General features: G+C 46.3%; 16 protein-coding genes. 11 read left to right on the forward strand and 5 right to left on the reverse strand.

The genetic code is table 11. The features are described 5' to 3' along the window. Positions 1-74 precede the first annotated feature (74 nt). The 3 genes from AC0YN0_RS14615 (at position 75) to thrS (ending at position 4,285) form a co-directional block, all read left to right on the forward strand. On the forward strand, positions 75-983 hold the full coding sequence (locus tag AC0YN0_RS14615; RefSeq protein WP_475821860.1) for a permease: 909 nt from the start codon (positions 75-77) through the stop codon (positions 981-983). After that, positions 984-1,880: a TIGR03943 family putative permease subunit gene (locus AC0YN0_RS14620; protein WP_475821861.1), complete on the forward strand. Its 897-nt coding sequence runs from the start codon at positions 984-986 to the stop codon at positions 1,878-1,880. A 488-nt stretch (positions 1,881-2,368) separates the two neighbouring features. Continuing rightward, positions 2,369-4,285 carry a threonine--tRNA ligase gene (gene thrS, locus AC0YN0_RS14625; protein ID WP_475821862.1) on the forward strand — a complete coding sequence of 639 codons (1,917 nt, stop codon included), beginning with the start codon at positions 2,369-2,371 and terminating at the stop codon, positions 4,283-4,285. A 64-nt stretch (positions 4,286-4,349) separates the two neighbouring features. Here thrS and AC0YN0_RS14630 read toward each other — a convergent pair whose 3' ends face one another. Continuing rightward, positions 4,350-5,120: a MerR family transcriptional regulator gene (locus tag AC0YN0_RS14630; protein ID WP_475821863.1), complete on the reverse strand. Its 771-nt coding sequence runs from the start codon at positions 5,118-5,120 to the stop codon at positions 4,350-4,352. A gap of 197 nt (positions 5,121-5,317) precedes the next feature. On the opposite strand from AC0YN0_RS14630, the gene AC0YN0_RS14635 reads away from it, so the two are divergent. The 3 genes from AC0YN0_RS14635 (at position 5,318) to AC0YN0_RS14645 (ending at position 8,396) form a co-directional block, all read left to right on the forward strand. Beyond that, on the forward strand, positions 5,318-5,740 hold the full coding sequence (locus AC0YN0_RS14635) for a tellurite resistance TerB family protein (protein ID WP_475821864.1): 423 nt from the start codon (positions 5,318-5,320) through the stop codon (positions 5,738-5,740). A gap of 76 nt (positions 5,741-5,816) precedes the next feature. Continuing rightward, complete coding sequence (locus tag AC0YN0_RS14640) at positions 5,817-6,740, forward strand: helix-turn-helix transcriptional regulator (protein ID WP_475821865.1); 924 nt, start codon at positions 5,817-5,819, stop codon at positions 6,738-6,740. A 78-nt stretch (positions 6,741-6,818) separates the two neighbouring features. Next, positions 6,819-8,396: an MDR family MFS transporter gene (locus AC0YN0_RS14645; protein WP_475821866.1), complete on the forward strand. Its 1,578-nt coding sequence runs from the start codon at positions 6,819-6,821 to the stop codon at positions 8,394-8,396. A 77-nt stretch (positions 8,397-8,473) separates the two neighbouring features. Here the strand turns inward: AC0YN0_RS14645 and AC0YN0_RS14650 are convergent, their stop codons facing one another. After that, on the reverse strand, positions 8,474-9,427 hold the full coding sequence (locus AC0YN0_RS14650) for an ATP-dependent DNA ligase (RefSeq protein WP_475821867.1): 954 nt from the start codon (positions 9,425-9,427) through the stop codon (positions 8,474-8,476). Between the two features lie 118 nt (positions 9,428-9,545). Here AC0YN0_RS14650 and AC0YN0_RS14655 point away from each other — a divergent pair, with 118 nt between their 5' ends. After that, positions 9,546-10,388, forward strand: a complete 843-nt coding sequence (locus AC0YN0_RS14655; RefSeq protein WP_475821918.1) for a deoxyribonuclease IV — start codon at positions 9,546-9,548, stop codon at positions 10,386-10,388. 58 nt (positions 10,389-10,446) lie between these two features. Here AC0YN0_RS14655 and ku read toward each other — a convergent pair whose 3' ends face one another. Then, complete coding sequence (gene ku / locus AC0YN0_RS14660; protein WP_475821868.1) at positions 10,447-11,286, reverse strand: non-homologous end joining protein Ku; 840 nt, start codon at positions 11,284-11,286, stop codon at positions 10,447-10,449. Between the two features lie 185 nt (positions 11,287-11,471). Here ku and AC0YN0_RS14665 point away from each other — a divergent pair, with 185 nt between their 5' ends. From AC0YN0_RS14665 to AC0YN0_RS14680, 4 genes are read left to right on the forward strand one after another with little or no spacing between them, the layout of a single operon-like run. Next, positions 11,472-12,632, forward strand: coding sequence for a type III polyketide synthase (locus AC0YN0_RS14665; RefSeq protein ID WP_475821869.1), 1,161 nt, complete (start codon positions 11,472-11,474; stop codon positions 12,630-12,632). Continuing rightward, complete coding sequence (locus AC0YN0_RS14670; RefSeq protein ID WP_475821919.1) at positions 12,625-13,365, forward strand: methyltransferase domain-containing protein; 741 nt, start codon at positions 12,625-12,627, stop codon at positions 13,363-13,365. The genes AC0YN0_RS14665 and AC0YN0_RS14670 overlap by 8 nt, the downstream gene beginning before the upstream one ends. Continuing rightward, positions 13,362-14,510, forward strand: coding sequence for an NAD(P)/FAD-dependent oxidoreductase (locus AC0YN0_RS14675; protein ID WP_475821870.1), 1,149 nt, complete (start codon positions 13,362-13,364; stop codon positions 14,508-14,510). Before AC0YN0_RS14670 ends, AC0YN0_RS14675 begins: the two co-directional genes overlap by 4 nt. A 50-nt stretch (positions 14,511-14,560) precedes the next feature. After that, positions 14,561-16,624, forward strand: a complete 2,064-nt coding sequence (locus AC0YN0_RS14680; RefSeq protein WP_475821871.1) for an MMPL family transporter — start codon at positions 14,561-14,563, stop codon at positions 16,622-16,624. A 619-nt stretch (positions 16,625-17,243) separates the two neighbouring features. Here AC0YN0_RS14680 and AC0YN0_RS14685 read toward each other — a convergent pair. Both AC0YN0_RS14685 and AC0YN0_RS14690 read right to left on the reverse strand, forming a co-directional pair. Continuing rightward, entirely contained in the window at positions 17,244-17,777 is a 534-nt protein-coding gene (locus AC0YN0_RS14685; RefSeq protein WP_475821872.1) for a hypothetical protein, read from the reverse strand. 321 nt (positions 17,778-18,098) lie between these two features. Continuing rightward, on the reverse strand, positions 18,099-18,956 hold an 858-nt coding region (locus AC0YN0_RS14690; protein WP_475821873.1), incomplete at its 5' end, for a transposase.

Raw genomic sequence — 18,956 nt, forward strand, 5'->3', positions numbered from 1 at the left:
CTATCGAGTGTTAAATTGATATATTATTTGATAGTCCTATTTTTTAGATACAGAAACTAGTGGAGTTGAATAGAGTGACAACGTTCTACCAATTGAATACGATTTTTATCAGCATGGTTATGGAGGCCATTCCATTCGTGCTCGTAGGTGTGCTTATATCCGGACTTATTCAAGCCTTCGTTAAAGAAAGCTTCATTTCAAGAATTATGCCCCGAAACCGATTCCTTGCTGCCTTCGTCGGCTGTGGAATCGGACTTTTCTTTCCCTCATGCGAATGCGGTATCGTTCCGATCACGCGCAGATTACTGAAGAAGGGGATGCCGCTGCATGCGGGGATTGCTTTCATGTTGACAGGTCCCATACTGAATCCTATCGTACTGTTCTCAACCTACATCGCCTTCGGCAACAGTTGGGAAATGGTAGGGATTCGCGCAGGATTAGCTGCAACAGTCGCTTTCTCGGTTGCCGTTCTTTTATCCTATATGTTCAAAACAATCCCTTTCAAACATACGAATCAGGATACCGTTCCATCTGGAACTCACATGCAAGCTGCATTTGAAGAGAAGCGCATCCCTATACGAACGAAGTTTTATGAGGTCATCGTCCATGCTATCGAGGAGTTTTTCTCTGTAGGCAAATATTTAGTTCTGGGCGCTTTCATCGCTGCTAGCATGCAGACGTTCGTGCCAACCTCGTACTTGCTTCACCTGGGAAGCAATCCGCTCACTTCGTCGCTTGTCATGATCGCGCTTGCCTTTCTTATTTCCTTATGCTCGGAAGCGGATGCTTTCATTGCAGCTTCATTCCGCAGCACGTTCACGGTTGGCTCGTTATCGGCATTTCTCGTATTCGGACCGATGGTAGATATCAAAAATACGCTCATGCTGCTGGGAACGTTCAAAACCAAGTTCGTTCTCGTATTGATTGGCCTGATCGTTTGCTTCACCCTAGCCGGTTCTTTAGTTGTAGGGAGGTTGTTTTAGATGGTTCGTTTTTTCATTTTGATCGGATTTTCCTTCATGTTCTTCATGCTGCATTATACAGGCGATATCAATAAATTTATCAATATGAAATATGCCTATTTGTCGATTAGCGCAATTGTTATTATGGGATTTCTTGGCGTAGTCGAATTTATTCGCGTCTCTCGTAAGCAAGTTGCCGAAGAGAAACGCGCTGCATCGGAAAATGAATGTTGTAGTGTGGATCATGAGCATCATAATGACGATGACCACGGATATGATCATGGCCATTCGCATGAAGAGCCGAACAAGCTCAAGCGATATCTTGGTTATGCCGTGCTGTTCGTACCCATCTTCACAGGACTGTTTTTGCCTGCTTACGCGCTTGATTCCAGCTTTGTAAAAGCAAAAGGTTTTTCGTTTCCAACCTTTGAGCAAAATGTGGAGCTAAATCCCGGCAATCATCAATTTCTGAAGCCGGACTCCAGCATCTTTTACAATAAAGACAGCTACAAGGATGTCGCGCAGCGCGAGCGAGAGGAATTCATTAATCGTTCAACGATAAAATTGACGGACACCGATTATTTGAAGGGGATGGAGGCTATCTACAATGATCCATCCGCTTTCATGAACAAAACAATCGGATTCGATGGTTTTGCCTATAAGGGCGTTCAGGTCGACGGCAACCATTATTTTGTGTTCCGCTTCGGATTCATTCACTGCGTCGCAGATTCCGGCGTATTCGGCATGCTTGTGGAGTTTCCGAATGGCACGCAGCTCGTAGACGATGATTGGGTCCATGTGTCCGGTAAACTGAGCTGGGAGCTGTATCAACCGTTCAAACAAACGATACCGGTATTGAAAGTCGCGGAGTGGAATAAGATCGACACCCCTAAAGACCCTTATGTCTATCGGACTTGATATTAGTTAACGCAGTTAAATTGTATTTTAATTAACGATATTAATTATAAATCTTCGACCATATACCAAAATTATTAAATTCCAAAAATATCACTTGACATTCACAAAACCAATTCGTTATGATCGGAATTACAAATTGAGGCATTGACCAAAGACAACATTCCCATATACGGGCTGTCAGAGAGAGAAGCGATTGGTGTGAGCTTCTTCAGCTACGATTGTGGAATTACCGCTTTGCAGCCGTGTCCTGGAACTTCCGCTCGTTCATAAGACGATTGGAACAGTATAGGTCACCGACTTATCCCCGTTATAGGATACCTAAGGATCATTCCGGCAATGAGCGCGCTCGCGAGGCGTTTGTTCGTCCGTATGGTCGAATGAGGGTGGAACCACGAGCTTGAACGCACTCGTCCCTTTCCGGGAGAGATGCGTTTTTTTGCGTTCAAAAATAATAAAACGAAGCGAATATGCAGAAATGGAGGCCAATCATGGAAATCAACGTCACAATGCCAGATCAAGCTATTAGGAGGTATCAGCAAGGCACGACCCTTGCAGCAATCGCAGCTTCTATCTCATCAAGCGTGGGTAAAAACGCTGTCGCCGGCAAAATCGACGGCAAGCTCGTTGATCTGAACCATCCGATTGTGCAGGACTGCAGACTCGAATTGATCATGCAAGACAGCAAGGAAGGATTGGAAATATACCGCCACAGCACGGCTCATATTATGGCGCAAGCGATCAAAGTTCTGTATGGCGATAAAGCTGTGAAGCTTGGGATCGGGCCGGTAATTGAAGGCGGCTTTTATTACGATATCGACATCGAGAAGCCTTTGTCTACAGATGATCTTGCTGCGATTGAAGCGGAGATGGCAAGCATCATACGAGAAGACTTGCCAATAATTCGTCGTGTAGCGAATAGGGAAGAGGCAATAGCCTACTTCTCAAGCTTGGAAGAACCGCTAAAGCTGGAGCTTATCGACGGTTTGCCCAGCGATAGCGTCATCTCACTTTACTCGCAAGGCGAATTCGTTGATCTCTGCCGCGGGCCGCATCTGCCGTCGACCGGGAGAGTCAAGGCATTCAAGCTGCTTAGCGTTGCAGGCGCTTATTGGCGCGGCGACGCTCGCAACAAGATGCTGCAGCGCATCTATGGCACTGCTTTCCCTAAGAAGTCTGAGCTGGAGCAGCATTTGCATTTGCTTGAAGAAGCGAAGAGACGTGATCATCGTAAACTCGGCAAGGAGCTAGGTTTGTTCATGTTCGCCGAGGAAGCGCCGGGGATGCCGTTTTATTTGCCCAACGGCATGATTATCCGCAATGAGCTGGAGCAATTCGAGCGCGAGCTGCATCGGGAGCGCGAATACGAAGAGGTGCGTACGCCGCTTATGATGAACAATGCCCTTTGGGAAATGTCCGGGCATTACGACCATTATAAGGACAATATGTATTTCACGAATGTTGACGACATTAAATATGCGCTGAAGCCGATGAACTGTCCCGGCCACATGCTGATCTACAGGAACAGCTTGCATTCATACCGGGAGCTGCCGATAAGGCTCGCCGAATACGGCCAAGTGCACCGGCATGAAGCGTCCGGCGCGCTTGGCGGCATGATGCGCGTTCGCACGTTCTGCCAGGATGATGCGCATCTGTTCGTCCTTCCGGAGCAAATTGAGGATGAGATTAAGCGTGTCATTTCGCTTATCGACCATATGTATAAGGTGTTCGGATTCGACTATTCGATAGAGCTCTCGACGCGCCCCGACGATTCAATGGGTTCTGAAGAGCTTTGGCACCGAGCGGAATCGTCACTGCAGCAGGTACTCGATGACAGCGGGCTCCCGTATCGGATCAACGAAGGGGACGGCGCCTTTTATGGTCCTAAGATTGACTTCCACATTCACGATGCACTGAAGCGCAGCTGGCAGTGCGGCACGGTGCAGCTTGATTTCCAAATGCCTGAGAAATTCGACCTGTCCTATATCGGCGCAGATAATCAGAAGCACCGTCCCGTCGTTATTCATAGAGCGGTCTATGGCTCGCTTGATCGATTCATCGGCATATTAACGGAACATTACGCGGGCAGCTTCCCGCTATGGCTCGCGCCCGTGCAAGCTAAGCTGTTGCCTGTATCCGAGAATGAAATCGATTATGCGTTCGAGGTGAAGCAGCAGCTCGAAGCAGCTGGTATCCGCGTCCAAGTCGATATTCGTTCGGAGAAGCTTGGATTCAAGGTTCGGGAGGCTCAGCTGGAGAAAATTCCTTATATAATCGTGCTAGGCCGAAAAGAAAGAGAATCGAGGATGCTGTCCGTCAGAAGTCGAAGAGAGAACGTGCTCGAGACAATGGAAGCAGCTTCGCTTATGGAGAAGCTTCAATCCGAGATTCGGAGCAAACGAAGTTAACCGCAAAAGTAGACTAAATAAAACCAAGGCTGATGCATATGCTGCATCAGCCTTGGCATATCATCTATTCGTTCTTCACTGTGCCTGTATAGATGAAGATTGCATCCCGAAGGAATACAGCGGCACCTGGCTGATCCTTATCGTAATACGCGGTGAAGCGCTCGTCATCGACATACATTTGCGCAACGCCGGCATGGGCTTCCTTGCTGTACGTATCCCAATAGAACGTCAGCCATCTGCGATGCATATCGGCTGTTTTCTGAGCCAGCTCTCCAGCAGGATCGCCTGTTGCAATCGCCGCGGCAAGCGTCGCATGAATATCGGCAGCGAGCTGCTCCAGCTCGGCATGCTGTTGCTCCGACATGCCCTTGACTTTCCGATTCGATTGATTTACTTGCTCATCTCCATACTTGGCTCGGATCTCTTCACCGTATTGCTGCTCATTATCGTCAACCAGCTTTTGCTTGAAAGCTTCGAATTTTTGCTTGTCAGTCATCGTAATCTTCCCTTCTCTTTGGGCTAACGTCAGGTCGACGGTTTCGATAAGCCGATCCAAGTGCTCGCGTTTCTCCAGCAGCTGTCGGCGGTGCTCCTTCAGCGCAAGCTCCGCATCAAAGTCTTCGGAGGTCAACAAATCTTTAATCGACTCCAGACTAACCCCAAGCTCGCGATAAAACAATATTTGCTGAAGCAGATCGACCTCTTGCTTTCCATAGATCCGATATCCCGATGAGTTGATTCTGGCCGGCTTCAGAAGATCAATCTCATCGTAATAACGCAGTGTCCGCGTGCTGATTCCGGCAAGCTGACCGAGCTTTTGAACGGTGTATTCCATCGTCATTCCTCCTGACAAAGCTAATCGTACACCTTTACGTTCCGTCAATGTCAACCCGTATTTTTCTCACCTAAGCCCCTAAACAATAAAAAATGTTTGATAATTTTCAAAATACGTTGTAGGATATTCTTCCTTGTCCGTCGAAAGTAAAGGGATAAGATTTATAAATTAGATAACCTACAAGGGAGTGGACCGCTTTGTTTTTGCATTTCCTGCAAACGAATGAGCATAAGGAAGCGTTTTTGGAATTAGCCCATGTGGTTGCCAACGCCGACGGCTTCGTTAACCGTAGAGAAAGGGAATATTTACGCACGTATTTGGGTGAGATGGACATGCATTCCAGCAAGCTGCAAGCCATAAAGGCGAGACCTCTTGCCGATATTATCGGCGGCTTGAAAGACGAACCTATTAAAAATATCTTTTTCGCTGAAATATTGCTGCTTATTTTCGCGGACGGCGACTATAATGATGAAGAGAAACAAATCGTCAGAGATATGCAGCAGCTCTTCGGCTTCTCGGACGAAACGTATGAATCGTTCAAAAACTGGGTCATTCGCGTCGATCAGCTTAAGGTCGAAGGCATGAAGCTTATTTTGAATCCGACTCAGCTCAAGCAATAGCATAAACAACATCACAAACCACCGCCATCAGCTCTAACAACGCGGTGGTTTTTGACACTTTTGAAGGAGCGTAAGCATGAAGCTGGAAAGACTTATATCGATGGTGTATATGCTCTTGAACAACGAGATTGTATCCGCCTCGTCGCTAGCAGACAAATATAACGTATCACAGCGGACGATCTACCGAGACATTGACACGATCTGCGCGGCAGGTATCCCAGTTGTATCGTATCAAGGCGTGAACGGCGGGTTTGGCATCATTGATACGTATAAAATGGACAAAAGCTTGCTTGGCTCACATGATGTGGGCTCGCTAGTAACGATTCTACATACAATGTCTACCGTGTTCGAAGACGACAAAGCGCAAGATACGATCAATAAGCTGCAGACTCTCCAAACCGAGTCTGGAATGCCGAGCCTGTCGATGGATATCGGCTCGCAGCGAGCTTACAACGGCAATCTTCGATTGATTCGCAATGCGATTAAGGAACAAAAAGTGATTCAGTTCGAATATATTAATGCGAAGAGCGAAAGAGCGAAACGAGATGTTGAACCGGTCAGCTTGCTTTTCAAATATGATTCCTGGTACTTGTTCGGCTATTGCAGAACGCGCAGCGATTATCGCGAATTCAAGCTGTCGCGAATCGCGGAGCTGAAGGCGCTAGGGGAGTATTTCGCTCGCAAACATGAAGCGCCATCTACCGACGAAAGCGGGCAGTGGTATAATCGAACAGAAACGATATACGAGCAAGCTTTGCTGCACTTCAAGGTCGAGACGCTCGCCAGAGCGCTGGACTTCTTCTATAACGCAGACAAAACGTATAAGGAAGACGGCTCGCTTATCATTGATCTGCGCTACCCCTCGAATCGGGGCGAACGGTGGCTGATTCCAATTCTGCTTAGCTTCGGCGACGGAGTAGAGGTGCTGGAGCCAGCGATACTCCGTCAGCAGATGAAAAACAAAATTGAAAATATGTTTCGTTTATATCCCGAAGTATGACAATCAGTTGTCATACTTTTTTGTTTACACTTAATCCAAGACAAACAACCAATGGAATCGAAGGAGTGTATGTAACTAATGAAGCAATTATCGAAAAGAAATGTATCGCTAGTCATGGCCGGTTTGCTGCTCAGCATTCTGATGGCGTCCATGGACAATACGATCGTCGCAACGGCGATGGGCAATATCGTAGGCGAACTGGGCGGTATGGACAAATTCGTATGGGTAACGTCAGCTTATATGGTCGCTGAGATGGCGGGTATGCCGATCTTCGGCAAGCTGTCGGATATGTACGGGCGTAAACGTTTCTTTGTATTCGGCATAATCGTGTTCATAATCGGCTCAGCACTATGCGGAACGGCAGGTACGATTACCGAACTTGCGATCTACAGAGCCATTCAAGGCATTGGCGGCGGCGCGCTTATACCGATCGCTTTCACGATCTTGCTTGATGCTGTCCCGCTCGAGAAGAGAGGCAGTCTTATGGGACTATTCGGCGCCGTATTCGGCTTATCAAGCATATTCGGTCCGCTGCTCGGCGCTTACATTACCGATCACATTTCTTGGCAATGGATCTTCTATATTAATCTGCCGCTTGGCGCAGTCGCATTCGCGCTTGTTGCCTTCAACTACAAAGAATCGCATGAGCATTCGAAGCAACCGATTGATTGGCTGGGGGCGGCTACGCTTCTTGGCGCGATCGTTTGCCTTATCTTCGCACTTGAGCTTGGCGGCAAAACATTCGCTTGGAGCTCATGGGAGATCATCGGATTGTTCGCAGGCTTCACTTTACTCACGATTGCATTCATTCTGGCGGAAAGGAAAGCAGAAGAGCCTATAATCTCATTCAAATTATTCAAGAACAGACTGTATACTACGAGCATCCTTACCGCTTTGTTCAGCGGTGCAGCATTCATCGTCGCGTCGGTCTATATCCCGATTTTCATTCAGGGCGTACTTGGCGGCACGGCAACGAACTCGGGTCTCGTCCTGTTGCCGATGATGATCGGCACGGTCATTACCGCTACGCTTGGAGGGATGCTAATCTCGAAAATGTCCTATCGAAGCGTCATCCTTCCGACGCTAGCTTTACTTGGTATTGGAACGGCACTCGTCACGACGCTAACTCCCGAATCATCGAGGCTTCTCGTGACATTCTATATGGTATTGATCGGTCTAGGCATTGGGGCAACGTTCTCGGTGTTAAGCACCACAGCCATTCATGGTTTATCCTACCGCCAACGCGGATCGGCGAGCGCAACGCTTAACTTCCTGCGATCTCTTGGCATGACACTTGGCATCACTGTATTCGGTTTAATTCAAAGCCATTCGTTCTCGAACAAAATGAGCAGTTTGGCAGGAGATGGTACATCTACGGGCGCACTGCTGCCGGAAGGACTTAACTTCGAAGACACGCATGCGCTGCTTGCGCCAGAGACGAGGCAGCTGTTTCCTGGCGAGCTGCTCGAGACGATTACAAGCATGCTGTCCGACTCGATCGTGCGTACATTCGCATGGGCCATCATTCCTGTCGGGTTATCCTTGATTGCCGCTTCGTTCATGGGGCGGGCTAAGCTGGATGCGAGCGCGGAATCGTCTGACGCTGTTGCAACATCGGATACAACCGATGCGGTTACCTATTCAGGTGCTCATTAGCCGCGAGCATCATATAAGAAAAGAAGAAGGTCTATTTATGGACCTTCTTCCGCTTTGTTGAGGTGCTAGGCCCTAACCTAACCTTTTATTTGCTCTAGCGTACATTCTCCAGTGCTATCTACGCTGACAATCGCCTGTATGCTGGGATGACGCATCGTTCGATTTGCGGTTAGCTCTAAATATTCAACTTTAACGGTAATGGCGGGTTTTACCCACATGATATCTTTGGACCGCACCGGTTCATTTGTGAATGGACTTTCGTCGGCTTGCATTTGTTTCGCCAATTCCGTTAGGTTCGACCAATCGTTCTGCGTTAATTTCCCAGTGCCGGCATTACCGATATACATCCATTCGTGATCATTCGTATAGAGACCGAGCAAGAGAGAATTAACCGTCTTATCACGGAATGTAACACCGCCTACTGCCGCGTACAAGTCCTTCATAACCTTCTTTTTTCTCCAACGTCCGTCTTTACCATTGATCCGATATGTACTTTGAAGCTCCTTATAAATGACGCCTTCCATTTGATATTGCTTCATCTGTTCGAATAGTGTTTGGCCATCCTCAAAGTTTTGTGCGAGTTGAACATTCGTTTGCGGTATGATGATTTGCTCCAGTAAAGCATGACGTTGCTGTAAGGGTCTGTCCGTCACCCAATCGCCATTATAGTACAGCACGTCGAAAATCATATAGGTGATCGGAATAAGGGAGGTAGCTTGCTTGACTCTGCTGGGCTGCCTTAAGCTGTCTCTCTTCATCACTTCATGAAAAGACGGTTTATGGTGATCGAACGCGATGATCTCTCCATCAAGAATGACGGAGTCGGCTGTACAGAACGTTTTATGATTAAGCAGCTCGGGATATTGCAACGTTCTTTCGTTTAACCTTCGATTGTAAAGCTTTGTTTCACTGCCGTCATCATACAGCAGGACCCGGACGCCGTCCCACTTAATTTGGGCAATCCATTGGTCACCTTCAGGGGGCGAAGCTGTACTAATCGGTTCAAATGGGGAAATAGGTTTCAGATTCATTCATAACCTCCCAGAAACGTATAGCTCAAGCTTTCCCATACGCGGCATCCAGCATAACTAAGGTGGTGGGGGACAAAACTAATTGTCATACGTTATAGGCAAGGGAGGCAAAGCAAAAGTGAGGCTCGGAAGTCATGTGAGAATGAGCAAAGGTTATCTTAGCGCAGCAAAGGAAGCCGTTAAGCTCGGAGCGACGGCATTTCAATATTTCCCAAAAAACCCGCGAAGCCTATCCGTGAAGGACTTTAACCGGAAGGACGCAGAGGCGTGCGCAGCGTTTTGCCAAGTACAAGGTCTTGTTTCCGTTGCCCATACGCCTTATCCGACAAACCTATCGGTCGAAGACCCCGAAATGCAGGAGATAACGATTCGCTCTCTGAGGAACGATCTTGATATTGCCGATGCATGCGGCTCTATCGGATTGGTCGTCCATTTTGGCAAATATAAAGGGACGGGAGATCCTCTTACAGGCTATAAATTAATGATTAATATGATTAACAATGTGCTCATGAACTATAAGGGGAAAACACTGCTGCTTATTGAGAATAATGCTGGGCAGGGCGGCAAAATGGGTATTACGCTAGAGGAGATCGTGCAAATACGCAAGCTGACGGATTATCCCGAGCTAATCGGCTATTGCCTCGATACATGCCACGCCTTCGCCAGCGGATTATGGACAGGACATAATTGGGCTGAGCTTGTAGAGAAGGGGACCCAATTAGAGTACTTCGCCAACCTGAAGGCGATCCATCTTAACGATTCGGTCTATCCGAGCGGCTCTTATAAGGATCGGCATGCCCAAGTCGGCAAGGGATATATCGGAGCAAATGCGATAAAGCAACTATTACAATCCTCGGTCATCGGTGAGCTTCCAATCCTATTGGAAACACCAACATCGGACAACTATTCCCACAAGGAGGAGATTACCTACATTCATGAACTTGCTAATACTAGTAATTAAATAGCCCCCAATAAGCATGCTACAAGGGGATAGGCTTATTGGGGGCTATTTATCTAAATCATACGATTTCTTTCGTTTGTTTAGACGAGCTTTTTCGTTTTGGCTTAGGCGGTGATGCCGGCGGTGCCTTCGCCGCCTCGATGCTCGCTTGAAGGGCAGCCATCAAATCGATGACATTGGAACGAGTCTCGGAAGGAGACGTTATTTTATCGACGCCTTCACCGGCAATTTTCTGCTGAATAGCGTTCGTAAGTGCTATACGATAGTCATCCGTATACTTGTCGGGTTGGAAGGTTTCCGTTAATTGCTCGATAAGCAGCTTCGCCATCTGAAGCTCTTTCTCGTTCACGACCGTTTGCTCGGGGAGGTTCGGAACCGAGGCGATTGGCCTGATTTCATCCGGATAATGCATGGTTTCTAGACATAAGCAGTTACCAACAGCACGAATTGCAGCTAAGCTGCTCTTGCTTCGGATCGAGATTTTGGCAATTCCTATTTTTCCTGTGTCCTTTATCGCTTCCAGCAGCAAGCTGTAAGCTCCGGCGCCAGACAGATCTGGCGAGAGGTAATACGGTTTCTGATAATACAACGGATCGATATCCGACAACGAAACAAAGTCCAGAATCTGAATCACTTTGGCTGACTCAGGCTTTAGAGACTCGATCTCTTCCTCGTTGAAAATAACAAACTTTCCTTTCTCATACTCGAAGCCTTTCACGATATCTTCCTGTTCAACCTTTTTGCCGCAATGGGAGCATGTTCGGACATTCGATATAGGCATACCGCATTCCTTATGAATCGTGCGAAAGTGAATATCTTTGTCTTCGGTAGCCGTGAACATCTTCACCGGCACATGGACAAGACCGAAGCTGATTGCGCCTTTCCAAACTGTCTGCACGTGTTGATCCTCCTTTTTTTACTATCTATATTACCCATTGGAGATTGGTTTTATCGGTCAGAGGTGTCAATAACGAAGAATTCAGCACTTCAAAATCCGTCCATATGATTCTATGATTTCCATCATATTGAAATGCTGCGATGAATAGATATATTCAAAGTAAGCATGGAGAGGATGGAACGACTATGAATCAAGTCAAAGAAGCGATTGCGATTGTTGGAATAGGTACAGCCGTGCCGGCTTATAAGCTTGAACAAACGAATACGTCTCAGCGTCTGACGGAGGCCTTACGAGAATATCCCGACTCCGCGCGCTGGGCCAAACGAATATTTAAACAATGCGGCGTAGAGACAAGGTATACATGCGAGCCGAATTTATTGGAATCGGCTGAACATTGCCGCTATTTTCTTCAAGCGTCAGGCGGGGAGCTGCCTACGACAGCTGATCGTATGAAAACGTATAAGAGAGAATCCGTGCCGCTTGCAATAGATGCTGCGAGAAAGGCTATGGAAGATGCCAACTTACAGGCGTCCGACATTACACATTTGATAACAGTAAGCTGTACAGGTCAATTTCTTCCCGGTATGGACACCGTTCTCGTGAGAGAATTGGATTTAGCCGCCACCGTTAACCGGTTGCCGCTTAACTTTCTCGGTTGCGCCGCAGGGCTAAGAGGCATTAACCTATCGAAGCACATTATTGAAAGTGATGCCAAGGCCAAAGTGTTATTGGTTTGCGTCGAATTATGTACGCTTCACATTCAGCCCTCCAGCGAACGCGAAGCGTTATTTGGCGCGTCATTTTTCGGTGATGGCGCTTCGGCATGTGTGATTGGTTCGTTGGAGGAGGAACTACAGAATGCGAGTGGCGTATTTCGATTAGGGACGGACCGTTCCGTTCTTTTATCGGATTGTGCAGATGAAATGGTGTGGGAGGTCGGCAACTTCGGATTTGATCTTTATCTTTCACCGAATATCCCCAAATGGATTGGCGCTACGATTCCCGAGCAAATTGGGCAGCTCATGGGTGAACATATGTTGCCTGAATTGTGGGCCATCCATCCCGGAGGGAAAGGCATTATCGATACGCTCGTTGATAGCTATGGGCTTACGGAGGAGCAATCAAGGCCAAGCCGTAACGTGCTGCGCGATTTCGGGAACATGTCATCGGCTACCATTTTGTTTGTACTGGCCGAGATGAGACAGCACTTAATAGAGCGAGGCGCTGGCCCTGCCAGCGGTCTTGCACTTGCTTTCGGGCCAGGACTCACTTGTGAAATGGTACAAATCAGCTATGTTCCATCCAACCAACGAAGAGAAGTGAAATTAGTTGAAGCTCATGCTTAAAAAAGGAAGCAAACGTGCTGTAGCGCCGGAATTGATGGACGACTTCACGAGTGGAGGAATCGAGCTTCGGGAAGCGCTTCGTCATCTTAGATGGCTGAATCGGATTTTCGCAGCTGCTGCGCCGACTATGTATGGAATCGAGAGGCTATGGATCGAAGCCAATAAACCGAAACATCTATCCATCATGGACATCGGCTCCGGTTCAGGCGACGTCAACCGGCGACTGCTGCAATGGATAGACATGAAGCGAATCGAAGCATCGATTACGCTTGTCGATAAAACAGCGGAAGCTTGTGAAGAAGCGAAGCAATTCTACCGTCATGAACCAAGAGTAAACGTGCTGCAATACGATTTATTCGATATGTCTGAACCGTCTGTCGACATCGTTACCGGAACGCAGTTTCTGCATCATTTTGGGGAAGAAGAGCTGCCAGCAGTAATCTTGAAAATGTTATCTCTCTCGCGACTCGGTGTGGTCATTAATGACATTCATCGGCACTGGCTGGCATGGTCAGCCGTTTGGGTGACGACGCGCCTTATATCCAGCAACCGTTATATTATAAATGACGGTCCGCTATCCGTGGCCAAAGGCTTTCAAGCGGATGATTGGGAGCTGCTAAAGGAATCACTCGGCGAAGAGGTGGACTTGACCTATTCATGGCGGCCGTTGTTCCGATATGCCGTTCTTATTAGACATGAGCAGCAAGTTAAGCTTGGGAGGCAGCGTCTATGACGTTGGCTATCCATGATGTGGCTGTCCTTGGCGCTGGCGTGGCAGGCAGCAGCTTGGCCAAGCTATTGGCGGATCAGGGTCTGGATACCGTGTTGCTTGATCAGAAGGAATTCCCTAGGCATAAGGTGTGTGGAGAATTTCTATCTCCTGAATCTAGAACTATGCTGCAATCCTTTGGTTTGGAGCAGTATGTTCAAGAACTAAGACCGATGTCCATTGAGCGAACACGATTAAATTTTCGTTATGGACAAGCGCTTGAAATTGCACTGCCAGGCTCAGCCATTGGGGTTAGCCGTTACTCGCTAGATCCGGCACTACACCATGCAGCTGTTGCTTCAGGCGCTCAGCTTTATACGCAAACGACCGTGACAGCTCTTACGTTAAGTGACAATTGTTATTCGATAGAAACAAGGCAAGCCGGCTGTGCTGTGCCGAAGCTTTTCCGTGCCCGTGCTGTTATTGCGGCATGGGGAGCTACGAATCGGAATGGATTACCTGGCACACATGACGTGTATGACTCTAAAAACGAATATATTGGCGTAAAATCACATTTTACCGGTATAGACGTGGACTCTGTTGTTGAACTCTATTTCTTTGACGGCGGTTATTTGGGCATTTCGCCGATCGAAGGCGGACGGGTTAACGTCGCTGCTCTGCTAGATCGAAAGGAATTTGATCTAGTAGATTCAGATAAATCGATATTAGGCTTCATCCATGCAGCTTGTCGACGAAATCCGAAGCTTGCCAAGCGACTGACGCATGCCGTTCCCTTACCAGGAACACAAGCTGCCGTCGCTCCCGTCCGTCTAAGCCGGAAGCCTTTAACATGGGAATCAATTGCTCGTGTCGGTGATTCCTCCATCATGCTACCGCCACTGTGTGGTGATGGAATGTCGATGGCTTTGCGATCCGCTGGATTATGTGCGCCGCTGGTCGTCCGCTACTTGAAAGGTGAGATTACCCTGGCTCAATGGGAACAGCAATACTCGCAAGCGATTCATAAAGACTTCGATGGACCTATGAAGTGGGGAAGAAGGCTGCAATGGCTTATTGGTTTGCCGATATTGCCGAGATTGATGCTTGCTGCAGCTCCCGTTGCACCGGGTCTGGCTTATAAGTTGGTTCAGGCTACTCGTTTAAAATAAAGTGAAGTGAAAATCTATCGTGATTCGAAGCAAAAAGGAGCCTGGCCTTGATGTTTCAACTGCTCGCGGTCATCTCGTATCGATTTCCGAAAACGATCCTTATAGGCTGGATGTTGTTTATGCTCTTTTTTGGTTATTTCGCGCCTAAACTGCCTAGCGTGCTGGATGATCACGGCTTAGTACCCAATGGATCATTCATTGAAGCAGAACAACTAATGGCATCTGATTTTCATATCCCCAAACAACCAGTTATTTTACTATTCGAGAAAAAGGAAAACGTTTCTTCTCAGACCTTTCGGCGACATATTCAGCTATCTTTGAACCAATTACAGGGTTTGGATGGCCTCATTGGCTTGCTGTCACCGCTTGATAATAAAAGGATGGTTAGAGGGAATTTTGCCTATGCGCTGCTTTCCTTCGAACAAAGCACCCATGAAATGAATGCTGTTTTCGCTCAGATTCGTGAGCAGTTGCCTAGTCATAACGAGATTAAGGTGAGCCTAACGGGGAAATCCGTTGTACAAGCCGATGTGAATCGGGCGAGCCTAACGGATTTGATCAAAGCAGAACGGATAGGCTTGCCCGCAGCCTTCCTTATTTTGCTGCTAGCTTTCGGAGGCATGCGCTCTGCACTTATTCCGATAATTGCCGGCATGATCGGGGTAATGGGCACGATGGGCATAGTGTATGGACTGGGTACGGTAACCGAGTTATCCAACTTTGTGCTGAACGTTATCCCGATGGTTGGATTCGCGCTTAGCATCGATTTTGCACTGATGATTGTCAGCCGCTTCCGTGAGCAATTACAACAATATCCAGCCAAACAAGCGTTAGTCAAGACGATGATGACAGCAGGAAGAGCTGTTTTTTTCTCGAGTGTATGCGTTTGTTTGGGACTGATAGGGGTGCTATTCATACCACTGACGATGTTCTCCTCGATTGCGATTAGTGCTGCACTTGTATTAGCGATATCATTATTAATAGCATTAACATTCGTTCCAGCGCTTCTTTCCGTTATGTGGCCAGCTATAAAAGAAGAACGGCATATTTCTATACTTAACAAGGGCAATAAATGGTTGTTCATGTCACGTTATGTGCTAAAACGGCCTATTCGGCATGCCCTGGTTGCAGCGCTAATATTGATCGTTTGTATACTACCACTAGCACGAATGACGATTAGTATTCCGGATGCATCTTCTTTGCCGCCAGGCTATGCCAGCCGAATTGCCTATGAAGACTACCAAACGCAATTCAATCCTCAAGGAAGTTCGGAAGTGTATTTGGTTGCTATAGGAAATAGTGATCTGTTGAGTAACGACATTGCGTCACAGAAATCCAAGCTTATAAAGCAATTAACGAGTGATCCACTAGTCGCAGCAGTAATGGCCGAACCAAAAGTGAATGATCATGAAATGCTCATACGAGTTACGGTGCACGGAGATCCTACTTCAGAAAAAGTTAGGAGCTGGTTGAGGGAATGGGAGCGGAGAGGGGAACAATCTGAACAATCTAACTTCCCGTTTTTACTTGGGGGCGAAGCGAAGTATCAGCAAGAGGTGTATGACGATGTTTTCAACAATTTGATATATGTGCTCCTATTTGTGATTGTATCCAACTATATCGTGTTATTCCTCGCATTTCGTTCTATTCTCATTCCATTGAAAACGATCATCATGAATTTTTTGAGCATGGGGGCAGCCTTCGGGATTTTAAGCTGGATCTTTCAGGAAGGACTCTTCGGTATGGAGCCAAGCCGCATTGCCATTATGATACCGGTATTCATATTTGGCTTAGCATTTGGGATCAGCATGGATTATGGCGTGTTTCTCGTATCAAGAATCTACGAGGAATATGAGCGAACGCAGGACAATGAAATGGCAATCCTAGTTGGAATGTCCTCGATAAGCAGAATTATTAACTGCGGAGCAGCAATCATCATCGTCGTAACTGTACCGTTCGCATTCGGTGATGTTGTCGGGGTGAAACAGCTCGGTATTGGCATAGCTGCAGCAATCCTCATCGATGCAACCGTTATCCGAATGCTGCTGATGCCATCAGTAATGAAGCTTCTAGGAGTATGGAATTGGTGGGCGCCGCGGTGGCTGAGAAAATAAACGGATAAACAATAGAAAAGCGAATAATTACCGTAAATTGGTAAAATAATGATGATAATATATTGAAGATTGGATGATCAATATAATAACAAACTTATATGGAATGTATCGATTGAATCTAATGAACGTTTGTATAATTAGTTGAATTTGAACTTAACGAATATCGTTGCTGAGATGTGATGATTTAATAACTACAGAAATAATGACAAAGAAAGAATCACTAAGAAAGAATGACGGAGAGAAAAACAATTATCGATTAAAATAGAACAATAGGAAATCTTTAATAATCAAAAGCGAAATAAATGAGCTACAATGAGAAATAGCAAAAAAATGCCAGGAAACTGCAGCTCATCTTATTCTTCACTAATACTTCTTCACAAAACTCGTATTTTGTACATATGTCAATGCGTCCGGGTCGACTTCCTTCAGGCCGCCGCGAACCCTACTCAGTGCGCTGCTGGCATGCCACTTGCCATTCATCTAACGTTCATAGCGGCAACTATAGTTCCCAAATAGCGGAATTAACTTGTTTTAATACTTCGTACCTTAGGCAAAAGAGGAGCAAGATTAACTCTTTAAACACTATTGTTCATCCCTCTGCTCATAAGCGAAGTCTGCTCTACCACCAATCAGCTATATAAAGTAATTTCCAGGTCTCACCTTCAAATTGAAATACAAACAGTTGCTTGTCTTTTTCTATTTCTTCGTAACCATCGATCTTCTCTGTATATTCTAGCACAACAGGTTTAACACCATCAGGAGGTGTAGGGTCAGGTTTCACCGTGAATTCTAATTTATCGATACTTAAATAGTGCTTTTTAAAATCAGACTTCCCTTTAATCAGATTCATATCTCCTGTAATGAGTGAATTATATGCATTAATGTCCTTCTCGTAGACTGCTTTCACCATGTTGTTTAATGTCTTGACGATCCCTAATTCATCGCCTTCATATTTACTTTCATCGATGTACTGAGGCGCTAGATTATTTGTCGTCGCTGTATGTGTATTCGTCTCTTTGGCATTTGGTATTGATGTCACTATCCTGGTGGGTACCGGCGAAGTTTCTAGAGGTAACGATTCTAATTCATCTTTCCCCATCGAACAACCAACAAGTATTGCAGTGAAACAAAGCATGTAAATCACTTTCAGCAATGTCGTTCCACCTCCAAATAATAGTAATTAGATTTCATGTCAATTTCACTACTCTTAAAAGTACACCATCCAAAGACCTGGTATCAGGATTAAATACCCTTATGCTCTTTACCTGTACTACATATAGGAAGAAATGATGAAAAACAGTGAACATTTTTTTCATTAAATGTATACCTTTTATTTACCTTTTATCTTTAGAGACGGGAGATCATTTTAATAAGTTTCACTAAAACTATCCTCCCTCTATGGAGAATCGCTTTTCTCTTAAATGCTCACGTTTTCTTAGGTTTTGAACAAATGCTAATGCTAAAAGATAACTTTTTAAGCTGCTTGAGGTAACTCTGCGAACCTAGGGATATCCTGGATCATCTTCTCTTCACTGAACTCATGTCCTTTCTTCAATATGCCGAATAGGATTCGTATGAGTTTGTTACATAACGCGATGAGAGATTGCATCTTTTTCAATGGATTTACAGGCCGTTTGGTGTAATACTCGTGCAAGGATCGAAAAGCTTCGTTTTTAGCCACCAGCGGCATCATTACCCTAAAAAGCAAGGCACGTAGGCGTTTCCTGCCTCTCTTCGTTATCTTAGTCTGTCCTTTATGTGTACCAGATGAATTTGTTTTTAAATTCAATCCAGCGAGCTTCGTAATCTGTTTGGGATGACGGTACTGGCTTATGTCACCTACTTCAGCAAGGAATCCTGCGATGGTGTCTCTTCCAATCCCTTTAATGGCCTGCAATTGTTGCACATGAGGAATCTGTATGAGTAACTCATCCAAACTTGCTTCTAACTCTTCGAGTTTCTTATGAAACCATTCGTACTGGTTAAGCAAGAGCTTAAGTTCCATTTTCGCTAACTCTGAGCCCTCTCTTATGCCTACTGAACAGCCTGCTGCTTCCTTCAGATTCTTGATACGACCTAGACCAAGCCCTCGCTTTGCAACCGTTCTTAGGTGCTGCAGTAAGGTTTCATCCGGAACGTGAACAAGCTCATGCGGCAGTAAATAAAGGCTCAGCATTTGGATGGCAGACTTGCACTCCCAATCCTTAAATACCGTGAGAAACTCGGGAAAGTACCGATCCAGCCAGTTATGGACGCGCGCTTGTACAACACAAAGGTCGGTTGACAGGTGTTCGCGAATTTTCATCGCTTCCCGCAGTTCAGCATAAACGCC

It is taken from the genome of Paenibacillus sp. J22P218, assembly GCF_056269195.1.